Source organism: Ferrovibrio sp. GW821-FHT12E11, assembly GCF_058806975.1.
Genome location: NZ_JBXAQG010000001.1, coordinates 214,261 through 238,307, shown reverse-complemented (window position 1 = coordinate 238,307; position 24,047 = coordinate 214,261). Strand labels below are relative to the sequence as shown.

Annotated in this window: 23 protein-coding genes; 17 read left to right on the top strand and 6 right to left on the bottom strand. The window is 64.8% G+C overall.

The features are described from left to right. The first annotated feature begins 2 nt into the window (after positions 1–2). From AC1ROT_RS01225 to pdxR, 3 genes are all read left to right on the top strand, one after another. Complete coding sequence (locus AC1ROT_RS01225) at positions 3–1,811, top strand: SEL1-like repeat protein (protein ID WP_492996946.1); 1,809 nt, start codon at positions 3–5, stop codon at positions 1,809–1,811. Further along, positions 1,808–2,488 carry an NnrU family protein gene (locus AC1ROT_RS01220; RefSeq protein ID WP_492996945.1) on the top strand — a complete coding sequence of 227 codons (681 nt, stop codon included), beginning with the start codon at positions 1,808–1,810 and terminating at the stop codon, positions 2,486–2,488. Before AC1ROT_RS01225 ends, AC1ROT_RS01220 begins: the two co-directional genes overlap by 4 nt. Before the next feature lie 97 nt (positions 2,489–2,585). Then, positions 2,586–4,040, top strand: coding sequence for a MocR-like pyridoxine biosynthesis transcription factor PdxR (gene pdxR / locus AC1ROT_RS01215; protein ID WP_492970555.1), 1,455 nt, complete (start codon positions 2,586–2,588; stop codon positions 4,038–4,040). Here pdxR and AC1ROT_RS01210 read toward each other — a convergent pair. Continuing rightward, complete coding sequence (locus tag AC1ROT_RS01210; protein WP_492996944.1) at positions 4,013–4,690, bottom strand: pyridoxamine 5'-phosphate oxidase family protein; 678 nt, start codon at positions 4,688–4,690, stop codon at positions 4,013–4,015. The two genes, pdxR and AC1ROT_RS01210, sit on opposite strands and share 28 nt — an antisense overlap. A gap of 171 nt (positions 4,691–4,861) precedes the next feature. Between AC1ROT_RS01210 and AC1ROT_RS01205 the strand changes: the two genes are divergently transcribed. The 8 genes from AC1ROT_RS01205 (at position 4,862) to AC1ROT_RS01170 (ending at position 13,367) form a co-directional block, all read left to right on the top strand. After that, positions 4,862–5,509, top strand: a complete 648-nt coding sequence (locus tag AC1ROT_RS01205; protein ID WP_492996943.1) for a LysE family translocator — start codon at positions 4,862–4,864, stop codon at positions 5,507–5,509. A 1-nt stretch (position 5,510) separates the two neighbouring features. Next, entirely contained in the window at positions 5,511–6,467 is a 957-nt protein-coding gene (locus AC1ROT_RS01200; protein WP_492996942.1) for a M14 family metallopeptidase, read from the top strand. Positions 6,468–6,726: 259 nt separating this feature from the next. Further along, the gene (locus tag AC1ROT_RS01195) at positions 6,727–8,346 is read left to right on the top strand and encodes an ABC transporter substrate-binding protein (protein ID WP_492970559.1); all 1,620 of its coding nucleotides are present in this window, start codon (positions 6,727–6,729) and stop codon (positions 8,344–8,346) included. Between the two features lie 63 nt (positions 8,347–8,409). Continuing rightward, positions 8,410–9,393, top strand: a complete 984-nt coding sequence (locus tag AC1ROT_RS01190) for an ABC transporter permease (RefSeq protein ID WP_492970560.1) — start codon at positions 8,410–8,412, stop codon at positions 9,391–9,393. Next, on the top strand, positions 9,393–10,319 hold the full coding sequence (locus AC1ROT_RS01185; protein ID WP_492996941.1) for an ABC transporter permease: 927 nt from the start codon (positions 9,393–9,395) through the stop codon (positions 10,317–10,319). The genes AC1ROT_RS01190 and AC1ROT_RS01185 overlap by 1 nt, the downstream gene beginning before the upstream one ends. 5 nt (positions 10,320–10,324) lie before the next feature. Next, positions 10,325–11,308 carry an ABC transporter ATP-binding protein gene (locus AC1ROT_RS01180; RefSeq protein ID WP_492970562.1) on the top strand — a complete coding sequence of 328 codons (984 nt, stop codon included), beginning with the start codon at positions 10,325–10,327 and terminating at the stop codon, positions 11,306–11,308. Further along, positions 11,301–12,332 (top strand): ABC transporter ATP-binding protein, encoded by a 1,032-nt coding sequence (locus AC1ROT_RS01175; protein WP_492970563.1) that lies wholly within the window; start codon positions 11,301–11,303, stop codon positions 12,330–12,332. Before AC1ROT_RS01180 ends, AC1ROT_RS01175 begins: the two co-directional genes overlap by 8 nt. 198 nt (positions 12,333–12,530) lie before the next feature. Beyond that, the gene (locus AC1ROT_RS01170; protein WP_492970564.1) at positions 12,531–13,367 is read left to right on the top strand and encodes a universal stress protein; all 837 of its coding nucleotides are present in this window, start codon (positions 12,531–12,533) and stop codon (positions 13,365–13,367) included. 12 nt (positions 13,368–13,379) lie between these two features. Here AC1ROT_RS01170 and AC1ROT_RS01165 read toward each other — a convergent pair whose 3' ends face one another. Then, positions 13,380–14,546 (bottom strand): GGDEF domain-containing protein, encoded by a 1,167-nt coding sequence (locus AC1ROT_RS01165; protein WP_492996940.1) that lies wholly within the window; start codon positions 14,544–14,546, stop codon positions 13,380–13,382. 129 nt (positions 14,547–14,675) lie between these two features. Between AC1ROT_RS01165 and AC1ROT_RS01160 the strand changes: the two genes are divergently transcribed. Continuing rightward, on the top strand, positions 14,676–15,218 hold the full coding sequence (locus AC1ROT_RS01160; protein WP_492996939.1) for a hydrolase: 543 nt from the start codon (positions 14,676–14,678) through the stop codon (positions 15,216–15,218). Positions 15,219–15,231: 13 nt separating this feature from the next. Then, positions 15,232–15,930 (top strand): alpha/beta fold hydrolase, encoded by a 699-nt coding sequence (locus tag AC1ROT_RS01155; protein ID WP_492996938.1) that lies wholly within the window; start codon positions 15,232–15,234, stop codon positions 15,928–15,930. On the opposite strand, the gene parE is transcribed toward AC1ROT_RS01155, so the two are convergent. Continuing rightward, on the bottom strand, positions 15,927–17,894 hold the full coding sequence (parE, locus tag AC1ROT_RS01150; protein ID WP_492970568.1) for a DNA topoisomerase IV subunit B: 1,968 nt from the start codon (positions 17,892–17,894) through the stop codon (positions 15,927–15,929). The genes AC1ROT_RS01155 and parE overlap by 4 nt on opposite strands. 104 nt (positions 17,895–17,998) lie before the next feature. Between parE and AC1ROT_RS01145 the strand changes: the two genes are divergently transcribed. From AC1ROT_RS01145 to AC1ROT_RS01135, 3 genes are all read left to right on the top strand, one after another. Then, a complete protein-coding gene (locus AC1ROT_RS01145) occupies positions 17,999–18,403 on the top strand; it encodes an acyl-CoA thioesterase (protein WP_492970569.1) in 405 nt (134 codons plus the stop codon). Then, entirely contained in the window at positions 18,400–18,873 is a 474-nt protein-coding gene (locus AC1ROT_RS01140) for a hypothetical protein (protein WP_492996937.1), read from the top strand. The genes AC1ROT_RS01145 and AC1ROT_RS01140 overlap by 4 nt, the downstream gene beginning before the upstream one ends. 232 nt (positions 18,874–19,105) lie before the next feature. Continuing rightward, a complete protein-coding gene (locus AC1ROT_RS01135) occupies positions 19,106–19,672 on the top strand; it encodes a DUF2147 domain-containing protein (RefSeq protein WP_492996936.1) in 567 nt (188 codons plus the stop codon). A gap of 51 nt (positions 19,673–19,723) precedes the next feature. Here the strand turns inward: AC1ROT_RS01135 and AC1ROT_RS01130 are convergent, their stop codons facing one another. The 3 genes from AC1ROT_RS01130 to AC1ROT_RS01120 all read right to left on the bottom strand — a co-directional run bounded on the left by AC1ROT_RS01130 (position 19,724) and on the right by AC1ROT_RS01120 (position 21,401). After that, entirely contained in the window at positions 19,724–20,008 is a 285-nt protein-coding gene (locus AC1ROT_RS01130) for a GIY-YIG nuclease family protein (RefSeq protein ID WP_492996935.1), read from the bottom strand. A 186-nt stretch (positions 20,009–20,194) separates the two neighbouring features. Continuing rightward, a complete protein-coding gene (locus tag AC1ROT_RS01125; RefSeq protein ID WP_492970573.1) occupies positions 20,195–21,136 on the bottom strand; it encodes a transglutaminase family protein in 942 nt (313 codons plus the stop codon). A gap of 1 nt (position 21,137) precedes the next feature. After that, positions 21,138–21,401, bottom strand: a complete 264-nt coding sequence (locus AC1ROT_RS01120) for a hypothetical protein (RefSeq protein ID WP_492970574.1) — start codon at positions 21,399–21,401, stop codon at positions 21,138–21,140. Positions 21,402–21,721: 320 nt separating this feature from the next. Between AC1ROT_RS01120 and AC1ROT_RS01115 the strand changes: the two genes are divergently transcribed. Continuing rightward, the gene (locus AC1ROT_RS01115; protein ID WP_492996934.1) at positions 21,722–23,911 is read left to right on the top strand and encodes a hybrid sensor histidine kinase/response regulator; all 2,190 of its coding nucleotides are present in this window, start codon (positions 21,722–21,724) and stop codon (positions 23,909–23,911) included. Positions 23,912–24,047 lie beyond the last annotated feature (136 nt).

Below are 24,047 nucleotides of genomic sequence, written 5' to 3'. Positions count from 1 at the left end.
GAATGCGTTCCAGTTTTGCCATGCGGGCCGGTCTGCTCGCCCTGTCGATATCCGCCGTCCTGTTCGTACCATCGCCCATGCTGGCGCGGCCCAGCGACCAGTTCTCCACGCCCTTCACGACGCCGGCGCCGGTCGACAGCATGCCCAGCCTGTTGCAGCGGGCCGAAGCGGGCGATGCAGCGGCGCAATATGCCATGGGCGTCGCCTATCAGCTCGGCGTCGGCACGCCGCGCAATGACGGTGTGGCGCGGCAGTGGTTCGAGCGCGCCGCCGCCAAAAACCATGCCGGTGCGCTGGCCGGACTCGGGTTCATGCGTCTGCTCGGGCTTGGCGGGCCGGTCGATCTGCCGGGCGCCGAACAGGCGTTGCGTGCGGCCGGCGAACGCGGCGAGGCTTCGGCCTGGGCCAATCTCGCCGAACTGATCCTTGCCCATCGTCCGACCGAGAAAGATGCCGCCATCGCTCTGCTGGAACGCGCGATCGCCGATGGTGCCGTCAATGCGCGCTACCGGCTCGGGCGGTTTCTCTATGAAGGGACGTTTGTGGCCGCCGATACCGCGCGCGGCCTGGCCCTGCTGGAAGAGGCGGCGCAGCGCGGCAGTCCCTATGCGCAGACCTATCTGGCCTATCTGATCCTGGAGCAACGTCTCGACAAGGCCGAGCCGGCGCGCGGCTTACAACTGGCGCGGCAGGCGGCCGCGGTCGGCATGGCCGAAGGTCTGAACGAACTCGGGCGCTATCATCTCAGCGGTGTCGGCACGGCGCGCAATGTGCCCGAAGCCGCGCGCCTGTTCCTGCAGGCCGGCGAGTTGGGGGATGCCAATGGCTGGTTCAATCTGGCGCTGATCCAGGACGAGGGCCTGCTGGGCGGGATCAACGAAGCGGAAGCGCGGCGCCTGAGTCTGCGCGCCGCCGATCTGGGCCATGTGGACGCCGCCGGCATGGCGGGGCGCATGCTGTATCGCGGTCGCGGCGGCGCCCGCGATCCGGCCGCGGCCTTGCCCTATCTGCGGGTTGCCGCCGAGGCCGGCCTGGCCGATGCCCAGAATCTGCTGGCGGGCCTGCTGTTCCGTGGGGAAGCCGGCGGACCGGCCGATCCGGCGGCAGGCATGGACTGGTGGGAACGCGCCGCAGAGCAGGGTAACAGCGCCGCGGTCAACAATTTCGCCACCTATCTGGCCAGCGGTCGCGGCCGTGCCGCCGATCCGGCGCGGGCGCGGCGGATGATCGTCGCCCAGGCCGAGCAGGGCTATGGCCCCTCGCAGTTCCGCTGGGCGCTCTGGCAGGAACAGGGCTGGCAGGGCACACCGAAGGATATCCCCGGGGCGATCCGCTGGTTCGCCCGTGCCGCCGAGGGCGGCCATGCCGCCGCCGCCTTCAAATACGCCAGCTACCTCGAAGCAGGCGAGGGCGTGCCGGCCGATCCGGTCGCGGCCCGGCGCTGGTATGGCATCGGCGCCGAGCGCGGCAATCCGCTGGCCCAGTTCCAGCTCGCCCGCATGCAGCTCGGCGGCGAGGGCGGCCCGGCCGATCCGGCGGCAGCCATGGGCTGGCTCGAACGCTCGGCCAACCAGGCCAATCCGGAAGCCCTGTTCGTGCTGGGCGATCTGCTCTATCGCGGCGAGGGCCGGCCGGCGGACCGGCCCCTGGCCTGGGCCTATTTGCGGCTTGCCGAAAATGCCGGGGTCGCCGAGGCTGGCCCCAACCGCCGCCATGTCGAGGCCGAACTGGACGCGGCCGGACGCGACCGGGCCGTCGCCGCCATCAACCGTCTGCTCGCCGCTCGCGGCCGGGAAAAGGAGGAGGAATGATTCCGCTGGTCTGTGCCGCCCTGGCCTGGTTGCTGCTGCATCTGGTGGTGGCCGGTCCGCTGCGTCCGGCCCTGGTCGGCCGCTTGGGGTTGACCCGCTATCTTGGGTTGTTCTCGGTCCTGAGCGCGCTGTCCCTGGCGGCCCTGATCTGGACCTATCGTACGGCACCCTATGTGGAGATCTGGGAGACCACATCGACCCTGGCGCTGATCCCGATCCTGGTTATGCCGCTGGCCTTCCTGTTTCTGGTCGCCAGCCTGCGGCCGAGCAATCCGACCATGGCCGGATCGGAGCTGACCATGAAGGGTGAATTGCCGGTGACCGGCTTCACCAAGGTGACACGGCATCCCATGCTCTGGTCTTTCACCCTTTGGGCCGCCACCCATATGGTGGCCAATGGCGATATCGCCACCTGGCTGATGGCGGGGGCGATCCTCGTCACAGCGGTCAACGGCATGCGCTCGATCGACCGCAAGCGGGCCGTGGAATTTTCGGATAGATGGCAACGGTTTGCTGACAAAACCTCAATCATTCCGCTGGCAGCGGTGATGCGGGGGCGCACCCGCCTGCGCATGTCGGATATTGGAATCTTGAATATACTAATCTCTGTAATTATTTACGTCGGATTCATGTGGTGGCACGCAGCTTTATTCGGCGTGCCGGTCTATCACCCCTGATGCTGCGGCCATGTAGAATTTATGATTCTATGAAATCAATTAAATATAATAATTTTATATATTTAGATAATATTATTCATCTTATGAATAAGGTGTAATGGCGCGCCGGGCGGCAGGACGTTTCGTCGGCTGGTTCCGGCCGGCCCGGAAGGCCGGCGGCGACAGCCTGCAGGCGCAGCTGTTTGCCGCCATCCGCCAGGCGGTCCTGACCGGTGAACTGGGGCCGGGCGAGCGGCTGCCCTCCAGCCGGGCGCTGGCCGCCGATCTCGAACTGGGCCGCAATACCGTGGTTGCCGCCATGGAGCGCCTGGTGGCCGAGGGCTATCTGGTGCCGCGTCCCGGCGCCGGCCTCTATGTGGCGGCCGACCTGCCCGCCGAAGGCTTCGAACCGGCGGCCCGGCCGGCGGCGCCGACCCTGTCCCGTCGCGCCGGCCATTTTGCCGAACTGCACGCAGAGCGCGAACCCTCGCCCCAGCACCTGCTGCAGCCCGGCCAGCCGGCGCTGGCGGATTTTCCCCTCGATCTGTGGCGGCGTCTGGCGGTGCAGGTGCTGCGGCGCGAGCGGCAGGCGCTGCTGAGCGGCGGCGATCCCCGGGGCCTGCCCGGCCTGCGGCGGGCGCTCGCCACCTACCTGGCCGACACCCGCGGCGTGGTCTGCAGTCCGGAGACCATCGTGATCGTTTCCGGTGCCCAGCAGGCGCTCGACCTGATCGGCCGGGTGCTACTCGATCCCGGCGATGCCGTGGCGGTGGAAGACCCCGGCTATATCGGTGCCCGCGAGGCCCTGGCCGGGGTGGGCGCCCGGCTGCTGCCGGTGCCGGTGGATGACCAGGGGTTCGATCCGGCGGCGCTGGCCCGGCTGAAGCCGGCGCCGAAGCTGGTGATGCTGACGCCTTCGCACCAGTTCCCGCTCGGCATGACGCTGCCGCTGGGCCGCCGGCTGGCCCTACTGGCCGAGGCGCGGGCGCGCGGGCTGTGGATCGTCGAGGACGATTATGATTGCGAATACCGCTATGGCAGTCCGCCGCTGCAGGCCCTGCAGGGCCTCGATGGCGGCGAGCGCGTGCTCTATGCCGGCACCTTCAGCAAGGTGCTGTTCCCCGGTCTGCGGCTTGGCTATGTGGTGCTGCCGCCGGGGCTGGTGGACGGCTTCCTGCGCGCCAAGGCGGCGGCCGACGGTTTCGCGCCGCCCTGGCCGCAGGCGACGCTGGCCGCCTTCATCGCCGAAGGTCATCTGGCCCAGCATGTGCGCCGCATGCGCACGCTCTACCGCAAACGCCGGCTGGCGCTGCTGGCGGCGCTAGAGCGGCAGGCGGCCGATCTCTTCACCATCCGCGCCTCCGCCGCCGGCCTGCATGTGGTGGCCGAATTCCGCGACGGTCGCGACGACCGGGCCGCCGCGCTGGCGGCCCAGGCCGTCGGCCTGCGGGTGGCGCCGCTGTCGCGCTATGCTCTCACGCGCCCGGCCAGCGGCCTGCTGCTCGGCTTCGCCGCCCATGACGAAGCCGAACTGGAGAAGGCGGTTCAGCGTTTGGTCAGCGTCTTGAGGTAACCCGGCAGGGCAATCCCGTCCTTCATCATCGGATCCGGCAGCGGCGCGCCGAAGCCCTGCCTGAACGGCAGCACGCCGGTCCAGACCGGAATGTCCATGTCTTCCGGATCGTCCTTGTTCGGGCCGCTGCGAATCTTCACGCCGGCTTCGGTCAGCGGCATGCGCAGCACCATGGTGGCCTTGAATTCCTGCTTGTTGGGACCGCGGATTTCGGCCCAGCGGCCCGGCGCGATGCGCTGGGTGAAGGCTTCCAGCGATGCCAGCTTGTGATCGTCGGGCACCTTCTCGAAGCTGCCGAAGGCGACCACCGAACGGTAGTTCATGGAATGGTTGAACGAGGTGCGGGCGAAGACCAGGCCATCGAGCAGGGTGATGGCGACGCAGGCCGGAATCCCGGTCGCCAGCGCCAGGGCCATGCGGCTCTTGCTCGAGCCATGGATGTAAAGGTGGTCGCCCTCGCGCCAGTAAGCGGTGGGGATCACGATCTGCTTGTCGTTGTCGGTGAAGGCGATATGGCAGACATAGCCGGCATCCAGCACGGCATGCAGGGTTTCGGTATCGTAATGGCCGCGGGCGGGCAGGCGTTTGACGCGGGTGCGGGCGCTGGGCGGCTTGGCGGCATTGGGACTGGGGGCGGGGGACTGGGTCATGCTGGCTCCTTGTCCTGCAGCGATTATCGCCAAACTGGTTCCTGAAAAAGCGCCAGTTTTCATAAATTATATGGAGCCGGTTAAGCGGGCCGGTCGGTTTACCTTGTCCGGGACCCATGCTACAGCCGCAGGCAGTGCATTGAGCCGCCAGGATTTCGGAGCGCAAAGACGGTGTGGGACCTGCTGATGATGCTGGGCAAGGGCGCCCTGGCGGGTTTTATCATCGCCGCGCCGGTCGGCCCGGTGGGTGTGCTCTGCGTGCAGAAAACCCTGATGCAGGGCCGCATGGCCGGGCTGTCGGCCGGCCTGGGGGCCGCCATGGCCGACGCGCTGTATGGCTGCATCGCCGCCTTTGGCCTCAGCCTGATCTCAAGCTGGCTCGAAGCGCATCAGCTGGCCTTCCGCATCGGCGGCGGCCTGTTCCTGCTGTTCATGGCCTGGCGTATGCTGCGCGCGGCCATCCGGCCGCCGGCCGAAGCCGCGCCCGCCGCGCCCCTGCGCAGCGACGGCCTGATCGCCGGCTTCATCTCCACCTTCGTGCTGACGGCGACGAACCCGATCACCATCGTCGCTTTTCTCGGGATCTTCGCCTTTTTCGGCATCGGCTCTTTCGGCCTGTCGAACGAGATGGCCGCCTGGCTGGTGCTGGGCGTCTTCGCCGGCTCGTCGGTCTGGTGGCTGTCGCTGGCCGGCCTGGCCGGCGCCTTTCGCCAGCGCCTCAACAATGGCGGCCTGCGCTGGATCAACGGCCTCTCGGGCCTGCTGATCCTGTGTTTCGGCCTGTATGGTATCGTGAGTGCATTATGGTTCAGAGGGTAGCATGACGGATCAGCATGCGGTTTTGCCGCCGATTGAAATCACGCCGAAGGATATCGGCCGCTATCGCACCGGCAACCGCGGCGTCGATTATGTGCATACCTTCGATTCCGGCCGGCCCGGTCCGCATGTGATCGTCAACGCGCTGACCCATGGCAACGAATTCTGCGGCATGGTGGCAGTGACGCATCTGCTGGAGAACAATATCCGTCCGCTGCGCGGCAAGCTCACGCTCGCCTTCGCCAATGTCGACGCCTATCACCGCTTCGATGCGGCGAAGCCGTTCGAATCCCGCTATGTCGAGCGCGATTTCAACCGCGTCTGGGATGTCGACACGCTGGAAGGGCCGGACGAGACAGTCGACGTGCAGCGCGCCCGCGCGCTGCGGCACATCTACGCGGAAGCCGATGCGCTGATCGACATCCATTCGACCTCCTATGCCGTGCCGCCGATGCTGATCCATGAAGGCCATGCCAAGGTCGCGCCGCTGATGCGCCATCTGCAGTCGCCGCTGCATCATGTGATCCTGCCCGGCGTGAAGCATCCTGGCCGCCCGCTGCTGCAGTACGGCGCTTTCGGCCAACCCGACAAGGCGCCGCTCGCCTTCGTGGTCGAGTGCGGCCAGCATTTCGCGCGCAGCGCCGGCGAGCTCGCGATTTCGATCACGATGCGCTTTCTCGATTTTTTCGGCCAGATTCCGGCCGATCTTGCGGCGCAATATAAGCCCGAGCCGGGCACGCCCATGGTCTACGAGATCACCGACGTTAAGGTGGCAAAGACCGATCAGTTCCGCTTTGCCATGCCGCTGGTCGGCTTCGAGGATCTGCCCGGCGGCACGCTGATCGCCACCGATGGCGACGAGACGATCCGGGCGCCGGCCGAGGGCTGCACCGTCATCATGCCGGCGCGCCGCATCGTCAAGGGCAGGGATGTGGTGTCGCTGGCGCGCCGCCTGCAGTAGACGAGGTCATTCGTAGACGGGTCATTTCCGCGAACCAATCAGGCCCGGATTGGTTCGCATCACAGACCCGTGTGATGCCTTAACGGCAGGCATGCGGGCTGTTTTTCCGCCATGATGTTTTTACAGTCAGGTGTAGACGTATATACACCTGCCCCCCTATGATCCGGGCAACGCCAGGCCCACAGGGGGGCTTCAGGTGGAACAACAGCCCGCGCAAACACGGGCTTCATCTCTTCGTTGGGAGAAGGATAAGGGGACTATGCAGCGAGGCAAGTTTATCAAGGCCGCGTTGATCGCGGCGGTGGCCACGATCGCACTGCTCGGCGCACAGCCGGGCTCGGCCAAGACGTTCAAATGGGCGAATGACGGCGACGTCAATTCGATGGATCCTTACGCCCGCAACGAAACTTTCCTGCTCAGCTTCAACCTCAATATGTATGAGGGGCTGTTCCGGCGCGACAAGAACCTGAAGCTCGAGCCCGCGCTGGCCACCAAGGTGGAGCAGCCGAGCAGCACGGTGTGGCGCTGGACGCTGCGCCAGGGCGTGAAGTTCCAGGGCGGCGAGGAGTTCTCGGCCGAAGACGTCGTGTTCTCGATGAAGCGCGCTGCCGGTCGCGGCTCCAACGTCGCGGGCAACTTCACCTCGGTGAAGGAAGTGCGCGCCGTCGGCAAGGACGTGGTCGAGATCGAGACCAAGTATCCTGACCCGCTGCTGAACGACAAGCTGTCGCAGATCGGCATCATGTCGAAGGTGTGGGCGGAGAAGAACAACGCCGTCGAATGCGCGGACATGACGAAGAACGAAGAGAACTTCGCCACCCGCAATTCCAACGGCACCGGCCCGTTTAAGCTCAAGCTGCGCGAGCCGGACGTGCGCACCATTCTCGAGCCGAACCCGACCTGGTGGGACAAGCCCGAGCATAACCTCACCGAGATCGTCTTCCAGCGCATCGGCAACGAAGCCACCCGCGTGGCTGCGCTGCTGTCGGGCGAAGTGGACATGATCTACACCGTGCCGCCGCAGGACATCGACCGGATCAAGAAGACCGCCGGCCGCCGTGTCATCGAAGGCCCGGAAACCCGCATCGTCTTCTTCGGCTTCAACCAGCAGGTTGACGAACTGCCGGAGTCCAACATCAAGGGCAAGAACCCCTTCAAGGACGTCAAGGTTCGTCAGGCCTTCTACCACGCCATCGACGTGGAAGCGATCAAGCGCACCGTCATGCGCGGCCAGTCGCGTCCCAGCGGCCTGATGATCGGCACCGGTCTGAACGGCTATGACAAGTCCATGGACGTGCGTCCGAAGTTCGATCCGGAACTGTCGAAGAAGCTGCTGACGGAAGCCGGCTATCCGAACGGCTTCGAGACCGGCCTGGATTGCCCGAACGACCGTTACGTCAACGACGAAGGCATCTGCCGTGCGACCGTCGCCATGCTGGCGAAGGTGGGCATCAAGGTGAACCTGCTTGCCCAGACCCGCGGCAAGTACTTCGCCAAGATCCTGCGCACCTCGGCCGACATCGAGAAGGCCCCGAACACCAGCTTCTACATGCTGGGCTGGTCGCCGGGCGCCACCTACGACGTGCACAACGTCTTTGAGTCGCTGCTGCAGACCCCGTCGAAGGCGAGCGGCAAGGGCCTGTTCAACGCCGGTGGCTATTCGAACAAGGCGTTCGATGCGCTGGCCGACAAGATCGAGCAGGAAACCGACGTTGCCAAGCGCAATGCGATGATCAAGGAAGCCACCAAGATCTATCTCGACGACTACGGCGTCATCCCGCTGCATCAGCAGTTCGTGGTATGGGCGGCGAAGGATTCGGTCGATCTGGTGCAGCTGGCGGATAACTACTTCCCGCTGCGCTTCGTCAAGGTCAAGTAAGCTGACACACATGGGCGGCCCGGGTCTCTCCGGGCCGCCCATACTATTTTCCAGACCAGCCCCATGATTGCGTTCATTATCCGCCGTATCGTGCAGTCCGCCCTCGTCATGTTGGCGGTCGCCTTTATTGCCTTCATCATGTTCAACTTCGTCGGCGACCCGGTGGCACTGATCGCCGGTACGGATCTGCCGGCAGAGCAGCGCATCGAACTGCGCAAGACGCTCGGCCTCGATGATCCCACGCCCGTGCGCTTCGCCCGCTATGTGGCCAATGCCGTGCAGGGCAATTTCGGCCTGAGCTACCGCACCACCGAGCCGGTCGGCCGCATGATTATCGACCGCCTGCCAGCCACCCTGGAGCTGAGCCTGATCGCCGCGATCTTTGCGCTGGCGGCCGGCATTCCGATGGGTGTGTTCTCCGGCCTCTATCCCAGCCACTGGATCAGCCGCACCATGATGACGGTGTCGCTGATCGGTATTTCGCTGCCCACCTTCCTGATCGGCATCCTGCTGATCTGGGTCTTTGCGGTTCTGCTTGGCTGGCTGCCGAGCTTCGGCCGCGGAGATACCGTCAAGGTCGGCTTCTGGACCACCGGTTTCCTCACCGCCAGCGGCTGGCGCGCCGTGATCCTGCCGGCCATCACGCTCGGCCTGTTCCAGATGACGCTGATCATGCGCCTGGTGCGCTCGGAGATGCTGGAAGTGCTGCGTACCGATTACATCAAATTCGCCCGCGCCCGCGGGCTGGCCAACCGGGCCATCAATTTCGGCCATGCGCTGAAGAACACCCTGGTGCCGGTCATCACCATCACCGGGCTTCAGCTCGGCGCCATCATCGCCTTTGCCATCATCACCGAAACGGTATTCTCCTGGCCCGGCATGGGTCTGCTGTTCCTGCAGTCGGTGATCGCGGTCGATATTCCGGTCATGGCCTCGTATCTGGTGCTGATCGGCTTCCTGTTCGTGGTCATCAACCTGATCGTCGACAGCCTGTATTTCGTGGTCGATCCGCGCCTGCGCAGCCAGACCGGCAAGGGGGGCAAGTGATGTCGCGCCTGTCTGCCACCTGGGCCAAGATCGTCGACAGCGACCTGTACTGGAGCTTCACCCGTTCCAAGCTCATCATGCTGTCGGGTGCGGTCACGGTGCTGTTCTTCGTCGCCGCCGTCGGCGCGCCGCTGATTGCGCCGCATAACCCATTCAACCTGGCATCGCTCGAACTCTCCGATGCCTTCCTGCCGCCGGTCTGGGATTCCGCCAGCGGCACGGTGAAATACCTGCTCGGCACCGACGACCAGGGGCGCGATGTGCTGTCGGCCATCATGTATGGCACGCGGACCTCGCTGCTGGTGGGCGTTCTCGCGGTCATCTTCGCCATGGTGCTGGGCATCGCACTTGGCCTGATCGCCGGGTATCTCGGCGGCGCGGTGGATGCGCTGATCATGCGCGTGGCCGATGTTCAATTGTCCTTTCCTGCAATTCTGATCGCCATGCTGGTCGACGGCATCAGCCGCGGCCTGCTCGGCAGCGACAAGCGCGACAATTCGGCGCTCATCGTGCTGATCATCGCCATCGGCCTCAGCTACTGGGTGCAGTATGCGCGCACCGTGCGCGGCTCCGTTCTGGTGGAAAAGAACAAGGAATATGTGCAGGCCGCGCGCGTGATCGGTCTGCCCGGCGCGCTGATCGCGCTGCGCCATGTGCTGCCCAATGTGCTGGGGCCGGTGCTGGTGATCGCCACCATCAACCTGGCGCTCGCCATCATCACGGAAGCCACGCTCAGCTTCCTCGGTGTCGGCCTGCCGCAGACCCAGCCCTCGCTGGGCACCCTGATCAATATCGGCCAGCGGTTCCTGTTCTCCGGTGAATGGTGGATTGCCATCTTCCCGGGCGCAGCGCTGGCCATCCTCGTGCTTGCAGTCAACCTGCTGGGTGACTGGCTGCGCGATGCCCTCAACCCGAAGCTCCGGTAATCCCCATGACCAGCCCGAAGCTGCTTGAAGTCCAGAACCTGCGCGTCGAATTCCCCACCCGGCGCGGTACGCTTGTCGCCGTCGACGACGTCTCGCTCGAAATCTCCGCCGGCGAAGTGCTGGGCGTGGTGGGCGAGTCCGGCGCCGGCAAATCGATGACCGGTGCCGCCATCATCGGGCTCCTTGAGCCGCCAGGCCGTATTGCGGCGGGCGAGATTCGCCTGGATGGCCGCCGGATCGACAATCTGCCCTATCACGAGATGCGCAAGATCCGTGGCCGCCAGATCGGCGCGATCTTCCAGGACCCGCTGACCAGCCTCAATCCGCTCTACCGGATCGGCGACCAGCTGGTGGAAACCATCCTGACGCATCTGCCGCTGACCCAGGCCCAGGCGCGCGACCGTGCCATCAAGCTGCTGGAAGATGTCGGCATTCCCTCGGCGTCGGAACGCATCAACAGTTATCCGCACCAGTTCTCCGGCGGCATGCGGCAGCGCGTGGTGATCGCGCTCGCGCTCGCCGCCGAACCCAAACTGATTATTGCCGACGAGCCGACCACGGCGCTGGATGTTTCGATCCAGGCGCAGATCATCCAGCTGCTCAAGCGGCTCTGCCGCGAGCACGGCACCGCCGTGATGCTGGTGACCCATGATATGGGTGTGATCGCCGAAACGGCCGACCGCGTTGCCGTGATGTATGCCGGCCGCATCGCCGAGATCGGCCCGGTGCAGGATGTCATCAAGCGTCCGCACCATCCCTATACTGTCGGCCTGATGGGGGCGATTCCGTCCATGGCCGGCAAGGTCGACCGCCTGACCCAGATCGATGGTTCGATGCCGCGCCTGACGGCGATCCCGAAGGGCTGCGCCTTCAATCCGCGCTGCCCCAAGGCGTTCGACCGCTGCTATGTCGAGCGACCCGAACCGATGCCAGCCGGCAACAGCCATGCCGCCTGCTGGTTGGTGCAGAAGGAGCCGGCCCATGTCTAAGGTCACCGTCCCGATGCTGACTGTCACCAACCTCAAGCGGGTCTTCGATGTTTCCGCGCCCTGGCTCAACCGCGTGCTGGAGCGCAAGGGCAAGAGCATCGTGCGCGCCGTGGACGGCGTGAACTTCTCGATCAACAAAGGCGAGACCTTCAGCCTGGTGGGCGAGTCCGGCTGCGGCAAGTCGACCGTGGCGCGGCTGATCGTCGGCCTTTATGAGCCCAGCGACGGCTCGATCAATTTCGAAGGCGTCGAAGTCGGTCCGGCGCCCGAGCGTGCGAAGCACCCGGATATCCAGGGCCGCATGCAGATGATCTTCCAGGACCCTTACGCCTCGCTCAATCCGCGCTGGCGTGTGGGCGATATCGTGGCCGAGCCGCTGCGCTTCCGCAAACTGCTGAGCGAGAAGACGGCAGTCGACAAACGTGTGGGCGAGCTGTTGGCGCAGGTCGGCCTGTCGCCGCTGGATGCCCGCAAATATCCACATGAATTCTCCGGTGGCCAGCGCCAGCGCATTTCGATCGCGCGCGCGCTCGCCGGCGAGCCGGAATTCCTGGTCTGCGACGAGCCGACCTCGGCGCTCGACGTTTCGGTGCAGGCCCAGATTCTCAATCTGATGAAGGACCTGCAGCGTAAGCTCGGCCTGACCTATCTGTTCATCAGCCACAATCTGGCCGTGGTGTATCATGTCTCCGACAAGGTGGGTGTGATGTATCTCGGTCGGCTGGTGGAGTGGGCCGATACCAAGACGCTGTTTGCGCGCCCGCTGCATCCCTATACCCGCATGCTGCTCGACGCGATTCCCGATCTCGACATGACCGGCCGTTCGCGCACGCCGGTGGCCGGCGAAGTGCCCAGCCCGCTCAATCCGCCGTCGGGCTGTAGCTTCCATCCGCGCTGTCCGCTGGCCAACGAACGCTGCAAGCGTGAGGTGCCCAAGGCCCTGACGGTCGAGGGCGGTGCTGTGGCCTGTCATGCGGTTGAGGAAAACCGTCTGCCGCCCTGGAAAGCCCAGGCTGCTGCCTAAAGGCTGCCGCAGCCTCGTAGCGACTCCCTGGCATTAACCTTCGAGACTGCAGCGCGCTTGTCTTGCCGCTCGCGCCTGCCTACATTTGCGGGCAGGGACGATGAGTCCCGTTTGTGGCGTAAATCACCAGCACTTCCGATAACAACGGTCGAAGCCGCAGGGGGAAAGGCGGCACGGCCATAACAAGGAGGCCGGGCGATGAGTTACCGCGATATCACGGTGCATCTGACACTCGATCCGCGCAACACGGCGCGCACGCAGCTTGCCATTGCCATGGCGCGTCGTTTCGGCGCCCGGGTCAGCGGCCTGTATACGGTGCCGCCGCCGAATGTGCCCTATTACATGGGCGAATATATCCCGACCGAACTGATCCAGAAGCAGATGGACGAGGCGCAGAAATCCTCGGTCGGCGCCAAGGAGGAATTCCTCGCCACCTGCACCAATGCCGGCATCGAGCATCGCTGGCTCAGCAGCGATCTGGCGCCGGTCGAGGCGCTGCGTCTTGCCAGCCGGGCCTGCGACATCGCGCTGGTCGGCCAGCCCGATCCCAATCCGTCCGATCCTGCCGCGATCCCTTATGGGACAGACGTGCTGCCGCATGAACTGGCGCTGCAGGCCGGCCGGCCGATCCTGGCCGTGCCGCATTCCGGCGATGTGGCGGAGGTGGGTCGCCGCGTGCTGGTGGCTTGGAACGGCAAGCGCGAGGCGGCGCGGGCCCTGCATGATGCCATGCCGCTCTTACGCGGCGCGGAAGCCGTGCATATCGTCACCATCGGGGCCGAGCGGAAAGGCCGCACGCCGCTCAGCGAGGTTGCCGGGCATATGCAGCGCCACGGCCTGCGGCTCGAAACCGCGATCATCAACGGCAATGGCCAGAAGGTGGGCCTGGCCCTGCTGGCGGAAGCCAAGGGCCGCGGCTGCGACCTGATGGTGATGGGCGCTTTCGGTCATTCGCGCCTGCGCGAAATGGTGTTCGGCGGCGTCACCGAAACCGTGCTGGCGAATATGAGTCTGCCGGTACTGCTGAGCAACTAGTCTGTCGCGCAGCTAGGAGCGGGCAGGGCCGGCAATCGCGACGCTATTCCGGCCGGCCCGCTTTGCCGCGTAGAGCGCATCATCGGCCTGGCGCATGAGCTCTGGCCATTCAGTGCCGTTCTCGCCCAGCGTGGCGACGCCGATGCTCACCTGCAGGGACAGGTTCTGGCCATCGATATCCATGGCCAGTTCCGATATGGCGGTGCGGATACGTTCGGCCAGCAGTGCCGCGCCGGCGGCGGCGGTGTTCGGCAGCAAGGCGCAGAATTCTTCCCCGCCGATCCGGCCCAGCAGGTCTTCCCGGCGCAGGCAGAGCCGTGTCGCGGCGACAAAGCGGCGCAGGACCGCATCGCCGGTCGGATGGCCGTGACGGTCGTTGATCGACTTGAAGTGATCGATATCCAGGATCAGCAGGCTGAGCGGCAGGTTGTGCCGCTGGCTGCGGCTGATTTCGATATCGGCCGCCTCATCAAGGGCGCGCCGGTTCAGCGCATCGGTCAGGGCATCGCGCCGCGCGGCCTCCTGCAGTCGGGCCGCAATGGTTTCGTTGACCAGCAGGACCGCGGCGAAGACGGCGGCGAGGGACAGCAGCATGAGAACCAGGAGGATCCAGCCCGACAGAGGCAACTGCATGAACGGACGATCTGTCGGCGGCGAAAGAAAGACCGCGGCGGCCAGCGTCAGGTTGACGATCACCTGACAGCCATAGACTGCGGCGCAGATGGTCTGGGTGAACCGGGTGCCCGGCCGGATTTTGCAGATCAGGCTGTACATCCGCAATGCGGAGAAAAGCGCGAAAACGGAAAGCAGCAGGGTGCTGCGGATGCGGGCGTTGGGATCGATCAGGCCGAAATACACCAGGCCGACCACCGATAACCCCAGGATTGCCAGGCCAAGGCGGTATGGCAGGCGGCGATCGAAGAACGCCTCGATCCCCCACCAGGTGAAGATATAGCCGCTGATGATGAAGATGTTGGCGACGACAATCGAAACGTAGGGCGGAATGTTGCCGCGCAGGAAAATGCCGAAGATGCCGATGGAGATGGCCATGGCGCCCACAGCCCAGTAGGCCACGCCCTTCATGTTGCGATGAATCATCCACAAGGCGGTGAGGATGCCGCATTCAAGACACACCACGAGGACGGTGACAAAGCTGACGGTGGATGTATCGAGATGCATGAAATCGGCTTGGGCGGGACAACCGATTGTGCGCAGGGGGCATTAAAAAAATCAACTAAGGGATAGTACGTGCGGTGGCATTTATAGGTAGAGCGCTATATCGTCGAGCTACCACTTTAGATATTGGCCATGCTGCTTTCCGCAAACGAAACCCAGCTGCTCGTCGTTGATATTCAGGAACGCCTGCTGCCGGCAATGCAGGATGGCGCGCGCGTGTTGCGCAACACCGGTATCCTGCTGCAGGCGGCACAGGCGTTGCAGATTCCGGTTGCCATCACCGAGCAATATCCCAAGGGCCTTGGCGCCACGGTCCCCGAAATCAGGACGGCTGCGGGCGCCGCCGCGATCCTGGAAAAGATGCATTTTTCCGCCTGGGCCGATCCAGGCATTCGCGCCCATATCGCGGAAGCGGGGCGGCCGCAGATCGTCATCGCCGGCATTGAGGCCCATGTCTGTGTGCTGCAGACGGCAATCGGTCTCGTGGAACACGGGTATCGCGTGACAGTGGTGGCCGATGCGATTTCCTCGCGCCAGGTAGAAAGCGTGCATCTGGCGCAACAGCGTATGAGTAACGCCGACGTGATACTGGCCAGCACCGAGATGTGCCTGTTCGAATGGCTCGGTACGGCGTCGCATCCGCAGTTCAAGGCGCTGTCGCGCCTGATCCGGTAAGAAGGGTTTCCGTATGCGTCAGTCTTTGGTGCTTGTTCCCGGCCTGCTGCTGACCGCCGATTTCTGGCGCGAACAGGTGGCGCGTCTATCTGAAGTTGCTCAGTGCATTATACCCACGAGCCATTTCCACCAGGACAATTTCGGCGATATGGCGCGGCTGGTGCTGGCCGAGGCGCCGGAAACATTCGCGCTCTGCGGCCTCTCGATGGGCGGCTACGTCGCGCAAGAGATCATGCGCCAGGCGCCGCAGCGGGTGACGCGTATCTGCTTGATGGATACGTCTTCACGCGCCGACACGCCGGAGCAGACCGAGCGACGCCGTGGCCTGATCCACCTCAGTCAGATTGGCCGCTTCAAGGGCATCACGCCGCAACTGGTGCCGCTGCTGCTGCATCCGGACAACCAGAAGAACGCGGCGCTTGTCGGCCGGCTGATGGCGATGGCGGAAGATATCGGCCGCGAGGGTTTCACCCGGCAGCAGACCGCGATCATCAACCGGCCCGATGGCCGCGCCGACCTGAAAAACTACAAGGTGCCGGCGCTGGTGATGTGCGGCCGTCAGGATGCGCTGACGCCGCTGGAGCTGCATGACGAGATGGCGTCGCTGATACCCAATGCCAAGCAGGTGGTGATCGAGCATAGCGGCCATCTGCCGCCGATGGAAAAGCCCGACGAGACAGCGGCCGCCCTTAAAGAGTGGCTCGCTGCCTAGACGTCGATATCGGTGGCGAAGGCGGCGCGTTCCTGGATGAACTGGAAGCGCAGCTCCGGCTTGCGGCCCATCAGGCGCTCGACCAGGTCTTCCGACTCTTTCACTTCTTCCACCGGAACCTGCACGCGCAGCAGCACGCGGTTCTTGCGGTTCATGGTGGTTTCCTTCAGCTGCGCGGGCGGCATTTCGCCCAGGCCCTTGAAGCGGCTGATCTCTACCTTGCGGCTGCCGAAATGCTGCTTGATCAGCTTGTCCTTGTCGGCGTCGTCCATGGCGTAAAAGGTCTTGCCGCCGGCGCTGAGACGATACAGCGGCGGCTGCGCCAGATAGAGATGGCCATGCTCGATCAGCTTGGGCATCTCGCGGAAGAAGAATGTCATCAGCAGCGAAGCGATATGCGCGCCATCGACATCGGCGTCGGTCATGATGATGACCTTGTCATAGCGCAGGTCTTCATTGCGATAGCGGCCGCCGGTGCCGCAGCCCAGCGCCTGGGTCAGGTCGGCGAGTTCCTGGTTGGCGGCCAGCTTGCCCGAACCTGCCGATGCCACGTTCAGGATCTTGCCACGCAGCGGCAGCACGGCCTGGGTGCGGCGGTCGCGCGCCTGCTTGGCCGAGCCGCCCGCCGAGTCGCCCTCGACGATGAAGATTTCTGAACCGTTGGCGGCTTCGTCGGAGCAATCCGCCAGTTTGCCCGGCAGGCGCAGCTTGCGGGTCGCCGATTTGCGGCTGACATCCTTTTCGGCGCGGCGGCGCAGGCGGTCTTCGGCACGTTCGATCAGGCGGGCGAGCAGGGCATTGGCATGCTGCGGCGCGCCGGCAAGCCAGTGGTCGAAGTGATCCTTGATCGCGACTTCGACCAGCTTCTGCGCTTCCACCGTGACCAGCTTGTCTTTGGTCTGGCCCTGGAACTGCGGATCCTTGATGAACAGCGACAGCATCGCGGTGCCGGCGAGCAGAATGTCGTCCGCCGTGATCTGCGCCGCCTTCTTGTTGTTGCTCAGCTCGGCATATTCCTTCAGGCCGCGCATCAGCGCCGAACGGAAGCCCAGTTCATGGGTGCCGCCATCGGGCGTGGTCACCGTGTTGCAGTAGGACTGCAGCCAGCCTTCGTCGATATCCTGCGGCCAGTGGATCGCCCATTCGACCTGGCCGCGTTCGCCGGCCAGCGCGGCGCGGCCGGCGAACGGTGTCGGCGTCACGGTCTGCTGGCCTTCGAGCTGTTCGTTCAGATAGTCCTGCAGGCCGCCGGGGAAATGCAGCACGGCCTCGGCCGGCGTGATCTCGTCGCCTTTCAGCAGTTCGGGATCGCATTTCCACAGGATCTTCACGCCCGGATACAGATAGGCCTTGGAGCGCGCCATCTTGAACAGACGGGCCGGGCGGAAATGCGCGCCCTTGCCGAAGATCTGCTCGTCGGGATGGAAGGTGACCATGGTGCCGCGGCGATTGGGGGCGGCGCCCACTTTCACCAGCTTGCCCTGCGGTGTGCCGCGCGAATATTCCTGGCGCCAGAGTTCCTTCTCGCGCGCCACTTCCACGACCAGCTTGTCGGAGAGCGCGTTCACCACCGAGATGCCGACGCCATGCAGGCCGCCGGCGGTGGAATAGACCTTGGACGAGAACTTGCCGCCGGAGTGCAGCGTGGTGAGGATCACCTCCAGCGCCGACTTGTCCTTGAACTTCGGGTGGCGGTCGATCGGGATGCCGCGGCCGTTGTCGCTGACCTGCAGGCTGCCATCCAGCTGTAATGCCACCTCGATACGGTCGGCATGGCCGGCGACGGCCTCATCCATAGAATTGTCGAGCACTTCGGCGAACAGATGGTGCAGGGCGCGCTCGTCGGTGCCGCCGATATACATGCCGGGTCGGCGCCGCACCGGCTCCAGACCCTCGAGTACCTCGATGTCCTTGGCGGTGTAATCGTTGCCGCCCTTGCTTCCCTGTTGAAACAAGTCGTTCATTCTATTCACAGATTCGCTTTAAGGGGTGACTCGCTGTTGGGCCGCAGTATAGTAGGCCCCACGGGTGAAACAACCAACATGCAGTGACAAAGTCAGGGGTGACGATGAGCGAATCGGCACAAAACACGACGCCTGAGTCGCGCGGCGAACCGGTGATCCGCAGCGCGCCGATGCCGGCCGACATGAACGGCAACGGCGATATTTTCGGCGGCTGGGTGCTCAGCCAGATGGATATCGCCGGCGGCATCATCGCTGCGCGCCGCGCCCAGGGCCGCGTCGTCACCGTGGCGGTGGATGCGATGACCTTCCACCAGCCGATCAAGGTGGGCGACATCGTCTCGATCTATGGCCGCGTGATCCGCGTCGGCCGCAGCTCGATGGCGGTGAAGATGGAAACCATCGTGGCGCGGCGGCTCGATCCCACCGAGATCAAGGTGACCGAGGGCGTCTACACCTATGTCGCCATCGACGAACATGGCCGGCCGCGCCCGGTCCCTGAAAAACCATGACCAATGGCCGGACGCATTACGCCGCCGACGAGATCGTCGCCCCCGCACTGATCGCGTTGAAGGCCTGGTATGACGACGCGAAAGGCAGCCGCGCCATGGCGGCGTTTGCCGATCTGCCCGACCTGCAGACCCTGCCCGGTGTGACCGACCTCGCGCTGGTCGAGATCAGCGGCGACGGCCGCTATCCCTATCTCGCGCTGGGCGAGGGCTATCGCCGCACGGCGGCGGTGGGCGGCAGTGGCCTGACGGCCGGCGCCGATGGCGTGGTGCAGGAAACCCGGCCGGTGATCCGCCAGCATTTCGACCTGACAATCCGCCAGGCCGGCAGCTTCCATGTCAGCGTCACCCGCTGGGATGGGCCGAAGATCCTGCAATACGATCGCCTGATCCTGCCGCTGGACGACGGGCAGGGCGGCATCACCCATCTGCTGGTGGGTGAGGTCTTCCTGCGCGTGGCCAAGCCGGGCTGATCCGGCGCTTTTGACCCGTCCTGACGTCTCGCAACGCTTCGTTTTGCTTCGTTTCTAGTTACGCCAGAATAATGGCCCAAATTTTACCCGTTTTAATATAGGCCCTGTCTCATACTGGAACATACAATGAACATGGGCTGATTTCAAGCCGGGGCCGCAAATACCACAGCGACGCGAATAGTCACAAATAGTCGAGGCGATACCCGCGGATGCAGCTGATACAAGCTAGGGCATGGGTGCTGCAGCAGGGTATCGGACGGCGGTGATCGGACTTCACAGCCTGGCGGTCGCAGGGCTGCTGGCACTGGGACTGGCGCTGCCGGCCGGGGCGCAAAGCCCGTCGACGCAGGACGACGAAATCCAGTCGGCCAGCGCGCCCAATCCTGCGCTCCCCGATATTCCCTATGCGGCGATCATCGGCGTGCCGATGCCGACGCCGGTCGGCATCTGGCAGGATGACAGCGGTCGTGTCTGGGTGGAGATCGCGCCCTGCGGCGAGCGGCTCTGCGGCCGGCTGGTCTGGTTCAAATGGCCCGATGGCGACGATGGCCGGCCGCTGGTCGATCTGCAGAACAGCGATGCAGCGCTGCGCAGCCGCCCGCTGCTCGGCCTGACCATCCTGCGCGATCTGTATCGCACGGCGGATAACAGCTGGGAGGGTGGCGCGATCTACAATCCGGAAGACGGTATCGATTATCGCGCGAAAATGTCGATTGCCGACGACACGACGCTGCGGGTGCGCGCCTATGCGCTGCTGCCGCTGTTCGGCAAGACCAAGACCTGGACGCGGATGAAGTGAGCGATCTTTTCCGTCATGCCACGGCTTGCCGTGGCATCCGCGAGTATCCTTTCAAAGCGTTTCATAAAGATCATCCCAATCGGGATTGATCGCATGGATCAGCCGCACCTTGTCGGCCCGCGGCAGCCGCTTGAGCATTTTCTCGCGGCGGATCGCGTCGATGATGGCCCCATGTTCCTCGGCCCAGACCAGTCGCGTCAGGCCGTATTTTTTGCTGAAACCATCGATCAGGCCTTCGCGATGCTCATGGGCACGGCGTGGGAGGTCGGAGGTGACGCCGACATAGATCGTGCCATTGCGCCTGTTGGAAACGATATAGACCCAGCCGCCTGCCATGAGAGATGATTGTCGCGATGGCGAGTGGGAGGCAAGTGCGAATACTCGCAGGCACACGGAGGTATGCGCCAAAGTCGTGGATGCCACGCAAGCGTGGCATGACGGATGAGGTGGGGGTGAGTGGCGAGGCCGCGATGAGGCGGGGCGAGAAACGGTGCGATGTCGCTGTGCCGATGCGTGGCGCGGCTACTCTGCACTCACGCCGGTATACGGCACCGTCGGTGCGGCTGGCGCCAGCGCGTCCCGGCCGGCGCTGGAGATCGAGACGCCGACGCTCATGCCCAGGTAATCGCCGGGGCGACCGGTGAAGCTGCCGGCCACCGGCGTCAGTTCGGCCATGCCGCGCGCCACCGCCACCGGGATCAGGCCGTAGCTGCCATAGGTCTTGTGCGTCGGGTCGAAGGCGATCCAGCCCGCACCGGGCAGATAAATCTCCAGCCAGCCATGGGTCGAGCCCTCGCCATAGACGGCGTCATCCAGCCCGTCGCGCAGCGGATTGTAAAGATAGCCCGAGACCAGGCGCGCGCCGAAGCCGAGCCAGCGCACCGCATCGGCCATCAGTACCGCGAGATCGCGGCAGGAGCCCCAGCCGCGCTGCAGCGTTTCCAGCGGCGCCTGGGTGCCCTGGGCGTCGCGGCTCTGATAGGACACCCAGCCGGAAATGCCGGCATTGAGATCGCGCAGCAGCGCCAGCGTGTCGGTCGCGTCCTTGGCGATGAAGCCGCGCACCCAGTCGCGCAACTTGCCCTGCGGATCGGCATAGAGCGGCTGCGCCAGCGGGCCGAGCGCGTTCCAGTCGGCATCGCTGTAGCGGAAGGGATAGCGCATCGCTGCAGTGGCAATCGGGATCAGCGGCGCGGGCTCGGCCCAGGGAACATTGCCGTGATCGATGCGGATATGGCTGTCGATGGTGAGGCGGTCCGACGCCCAGAGCGGCGCGGCGATGGCCACGGCATTGCCATAGACATCCTCGCTCCAGGTCACCAGGCTGGGCGGATCGGTTTCGATATGGAAGGACAGCAGCCGGTTGGCGGCGCTTTCACGCGGCCGCAGCATCAGCCGATGGCCACCCAGGCCGACCGGCTGGGCGTAGAGATAGGTGGTGCGATGGTGGATGCGCAGCAGCATGTCAGGCCGGCGCCGCATCGGCGCGCAGCAGCACCGCCAGTTCGTCGGGCGTGACCGGCACCATCTGGCGCATGGCGCTGGCTGTGGCGATGGCGGGCAGCTGCAGCAGGGTGGCGGTGCGCTGGTAGGCCGGGAAGGACAGGCTGTCGATCCGCTCTTCTTCATTCACCAGCAAATAGGTGCCAGCCGGCTGCGCTTCATCCAGCGCGCTCAGGCGGAAGGGACGACTGAAGGTGAGGGTGGTCTCCGTGCTGCGGGTCGTCATGGCTGTCCTTCCTGGGCGGATATCTGCAGCCATTTGCAGGCCACCAGCGGCGGCCGCTGCGCCATTTGCGCAACGAAAAGCAGGGTGTAGGGGAATCGCCGTACCAGCCTCTGCCCTATGGGCGGGTGATGCAAGGGTATTCGGGGCGCCTAAATTTTCAGACACCTTCGGCCTGTGGTTGCCGTCTTTGGCGGTTTGCTGCACGCAAAGCGACGCCGTTATCGGCTTTAAACCTGATTTGCCGGCCGAATCCGCACAAGCTGCGAGCCGCAACGCCGTCATGCACCCTCTGGCCTGGCCGTTGCCGGAGACCGGCAGTCATGGCCCCCTATCGACAGATCGCGCAACAGTCCATCAGCCTGTTCACCGGCGCACCGGCTTTCTGGCGCGCCTCCGGTTTCTGGCGCGGCCGTGCCGGCCTGGTGGTCGTCTTCACCGCGCTGCTGGCCGGCTTTCTCGTCGCCATGGTCGCCTTCGAGATCAAGCGCCGCCACGATACCGCCATCGCCACGGCCGAATACCGCACCCAGGATCTGTCGGCGCTGGCCGCCGAACATCTGGCCCGCAGCCTGGAAGCCATCGACCGCACCCTGCAGGAAACCGCGCGCCTGGCCACCCCGCTGCTGGACGGCCATCGCGATGTCGACGACAGCGCCGCGATCGACATCGAGCGGATTTTCGGCAGTGCCACGGCGATCACCTGGATTTCCATTCACAGCAGCGACGGCGTGCGCGTTCTCGGGTCCAGCCGTGCCGGCGCGCGTGGCCTGAACGTGTCGGAGCAGGAGGCGTTCCAGTCGCATGCGGCGGTCGTCGACCTCCGCATGCATATCAGTCACCCCTTCGTCTCCAAGGTGACCCAGCGCAAGTCCGTGCTGGCCTCGCGGCGGGTCAATAGCGTCGATGGCGGCTTCCTCGGCGTCGTCACCGCGCGTCTGGATCTCGACCATTTCACCAAGCTCTATATGTCGCTGGCCCTGGGCGACAGCGGATCGGTGTTCGTCACGCTGGATGACGCCACCACCCTGATCCGCACGCCGGTCGACGACCGGCTGGTCGGCAAGCCGATTGCGCCGCCCGATGTGTTCGCGGGAGTGATGGCGCATGGCCGGGCCGGCACCGTGCATATGCGCAGCCCTATCGACGGGCAGAAGCGCGTGATGAGCTATCGCCGCGTACCCTATAATCCGCTGGTGATCGGCGTCAGCTTCTCGAAGGATGAGATCCTGAGCGTCTGGCGGCGCAACTCGATCATCGCCGCCTCCGTCATCCTGCTGACCGCGCTGTCCATCCTGGTCGGCGGCGTGCTGCTGGCGCGCAGCCTGTATCGCGGCGAACAGCGCGAACGGCAGCTCGATATCGCCAAGCAGGAAGCCGAAGCGGCGAGCCATGCCAAATCGGAATTCCTCGCCATCATGAGCCATGAGCTGCGGACGCCGATGAACGGCGTGCTCGGCTATACGAACCTGCTGTCGGAGTTGGACCTCGATGAGCGCGGCCGTGGTTATGTCTCTATCATCCGCGAATCCTCCACCAGCCTGCTGACTATCGTCAACGATATCCTCGACTATTCCAAGATCGAGGCGGGCAGGGTGACGCTGGAGAGCATGCCGATCGATCTGCATCGTCTGATCGACGACGTCATGGCGCTGAACCGGCCGGCTGCGACGGCCAAACAGCTTGACCTGCGCCTGAAATTCGACCCGCAGGTGCCCGGCCATGTGGTCGCCGATCCCACCCGTCTGAGGCAGATTCTGGTCAACCTGCTGGGCAACGCGGTGAAATTCACCACAGAAGGCAGCGTCGCACTATCGGTCAGTCTGGAAGCGGCGGGCCAGGGACGCAGCAGCGTGCGCTTCGCCGTGAGCGATACCGGTGTTGGCATTCGCGAGGCCGATATGCCCCTGTTGTTTCAAAGTTTCACGCAGGTGGATTCCACCGTCGGCCGCCGCTTCGGCGGCACCGGCCTTGGCCTGGCGATCTGCAAGCGTCTGGTCGACCTGATGGGCGGCACCATCGGCGTGGCCTCGGAACTCGAAGTCGGCAGCACCTTCTGGTTCACCCTGATCTTCACCGATGTGGTCCGGGAGGATGCTGTATCCGGGATGACGCAGCCGGCGGCGGATGATCTGCGCACCGGCCGGGTTCTGGTGGTGGATGACAACCTGACCAACCGCCGCCTGGTCTCGGCGCTGCTCACCCCGGCGGGCAATACGGTGATTACGGCCGCCAGCGGCGAGGAAGCCCTGCACCGGCTGTCGGAAGAAGATTTCGACATCGTACTGATGGACCTGAACATGCCGGTGATGAGCGGGCTGGAAGCCACCACCCGCATCCGCATGCTGCCCGAGCCGGCCGCCAGCGTCCCGGTGATCGCACTGACCGCCAGCGCCATGGCCGAGGAAGTCCTGCGCTGCCGCGCTGCCGGCATGAATGGCCATGTCGCCAAGCCGATCGACGCCGCCCATCTGCTGCGCACGGTCTCGAGCAGCATGCGCAAGGCCGCCTGAGCCATTAACCCCCTGAATAGACTGCGGCAAAAGCGCCGCAGTTGACGCCTGCGCCGCCACCGCTTAAAACCCGCCGCAGCAGGGCCGGCGCAGGATGATCGCCATTCCCTGATCGGCCCTGACGATGATGGGTGGG

What these genes read in the sequence shown, in the direction of transcription:
- AC1ROT_RS01130 (WP_492996935.1), bottom strand. Translation starts at nt 20,008, where the DNA reads ATGGCAGGCGGCTGGGTCTATATCGTTTCCAACAGGCGCAATGGCACG.
- AC1ROT_RS01195 (WP_492970559.1), top strand. Translation starts at nt 6,727, where the DNA reads ATGCAGCGAGGCAAGTTTATCAAGGCCGCGTTGATCGCGGCGGTGGCC.
- AC1ROT_RS01115 (WP_492996934.1), top strand. Translation starts at nt 21,722, where the DNA reads ATGGCCCCCTATCGACAGATCGCGCAACAGTCCATCAGCCTGTTCACC.
- AC1ROT_RS01160 (WP_492996939.1), top strand. Translation starts at nt 14,676, where the DNA reads ATGCTGCTTTCCGCAAACGAAACCCAGCTGCTCGTCGTTGATATTCAG.
- parE (WP_492970568.1), bottom strand. Translation starts at nt 17,894, where the DNA reads ATGAACGACTTGTTTCAACAGGGAAGCAAGGGCGGCAACGATTACACC.
- pdxR (WP_492970555.1), top strand. Translation starts at nt 2,586, where the DNA reads ATGGCGCGCCGGGCGGCAGGACGTTTCGTCGGCTGGTTCCGGCCGGCC.
- AC1ROT_RS01145 (WP_492970569.1), top strand. Translation starts at nt 17,999, where the DNA reads ATGAGCGAATCGGCACAAAACACGACGCCTGAGTCGCGCGGCGAACCG.
- AC1ROT_RS01210 (WP_492996944.1), bottom strand. Translation starts at nt 4,690, where the DNA reads ATGACCCAGTCCCCCGCCCCCAGTCCCAATGCCGCCAAGCCGCCCAGC.
- AC1ROT_RS01190 (WP_492970560.1), top strand. Translation starts at nt 8,410, where the DNA reads ATGATTGCGTTCATTATCCGCCGTATCGTGCAGTCCGCCCTCGTCATG.
- AC1ROT_RS01175 (WP_492970563.1), top strand. Translation starts at nt 11,301, where the DNA reads ATGTCTAAGGTCACCGTCCCGATGCTGACTGTCACCAACCTCAAGCGG.
- AC1ROT_RS01125 (WP_492970573.1), bottom strand. Translation starts at nt 21,136, where the DNA reads ATGCTGCTGCGCATCCACCATCGCACCACCTATCTCTACGCCCAGCCG.
- AC1ROT_RS01155 (WP_492996938.1), top strand. Translation starts at nt 15,232, where the DNA reads ATGCGTCAGTCTTTGGTGCTTGTTCCCGGCCTGCTGCTGACCGCCGAT.
- AC1ROT_RS01170 (WP_492970564.1), top strand. Translation starts at nt 12,531, where the DNA reads ATGAGTTACCGCGATATCACGGTGCATCTGACACTCGATCCGCGCAAC.
- AC1ROT_RS01180 (WP_492970562.1), top strand. Translation starts at nt 10,325, where the DNA reads ATGACCAGCCCGAAGCTGCTTGAAGTCCAGAACCTGCGCGTCGAATTC.
- AC1ROT_RS01135 (WP_492996936.1), top strand. Translation starts at nt 19,106, where the DNA reads ATGGGTGCTGCAGCAGGGTATCGGACGGCGGTGATCGGACTTCACAGC.
- AC1ROT_RS01120 (WP_492970574.1), bottom strand. Translation starts at nt 21,401, where the DNA reads ATGACGACCCGCAGCACGGAGACCACCCTCACCTTCAGTCGTCCCTTC.
- AC1ROT_RS01225 (WP_492996946.1), top strand. Translation starts at nt 3, where the DNA reads ATGCGTTCCAGTTTTGCCATGCGGGCCGGTCTGCTCGCCCTGTCGATA.
- AC1ROT_RS01165 (WP_492996940.1), bottom strand. Translation starts at nt 14,546, where the DNA reads ATGCATCTCGATACATCCACCGTCAGCTTTGTCACCGTCCTCGTGGTG.
- AC1ROT_RS01185 (WP_492996941.1), top strand. Translation starts at nt 9,393, where the DNA reads ATGTCGCGCCTGTCTGCCACCTGGGCCAAGATCGTCGACAGCGACCTG.
- AC1ROT_RS01200 (WP_492996942.1), top strand. Translation starts at nt 5,511, where the DNA reads ATGACGGATCAGCATGCGGTTTTGCCGCCGATTGAAATCACGCCGAAG.
- AC1ROT_RS01140 (WP_492996937.1), top strand. Translation starts at nt 18,400, where the DNA reads ATGACCAATGGCCGGACGCATTACGCCGCCGACGAGATCGTCGCCCCC.
- AC1ROT_RS01220 (WP_492996945.1), top strand. Translation starts at nt 1,808, where the DNA reads ATGATTCCGCTGGTCTGTGCCGCCCTGGCCTGGTTGCTGCTGCATCTG.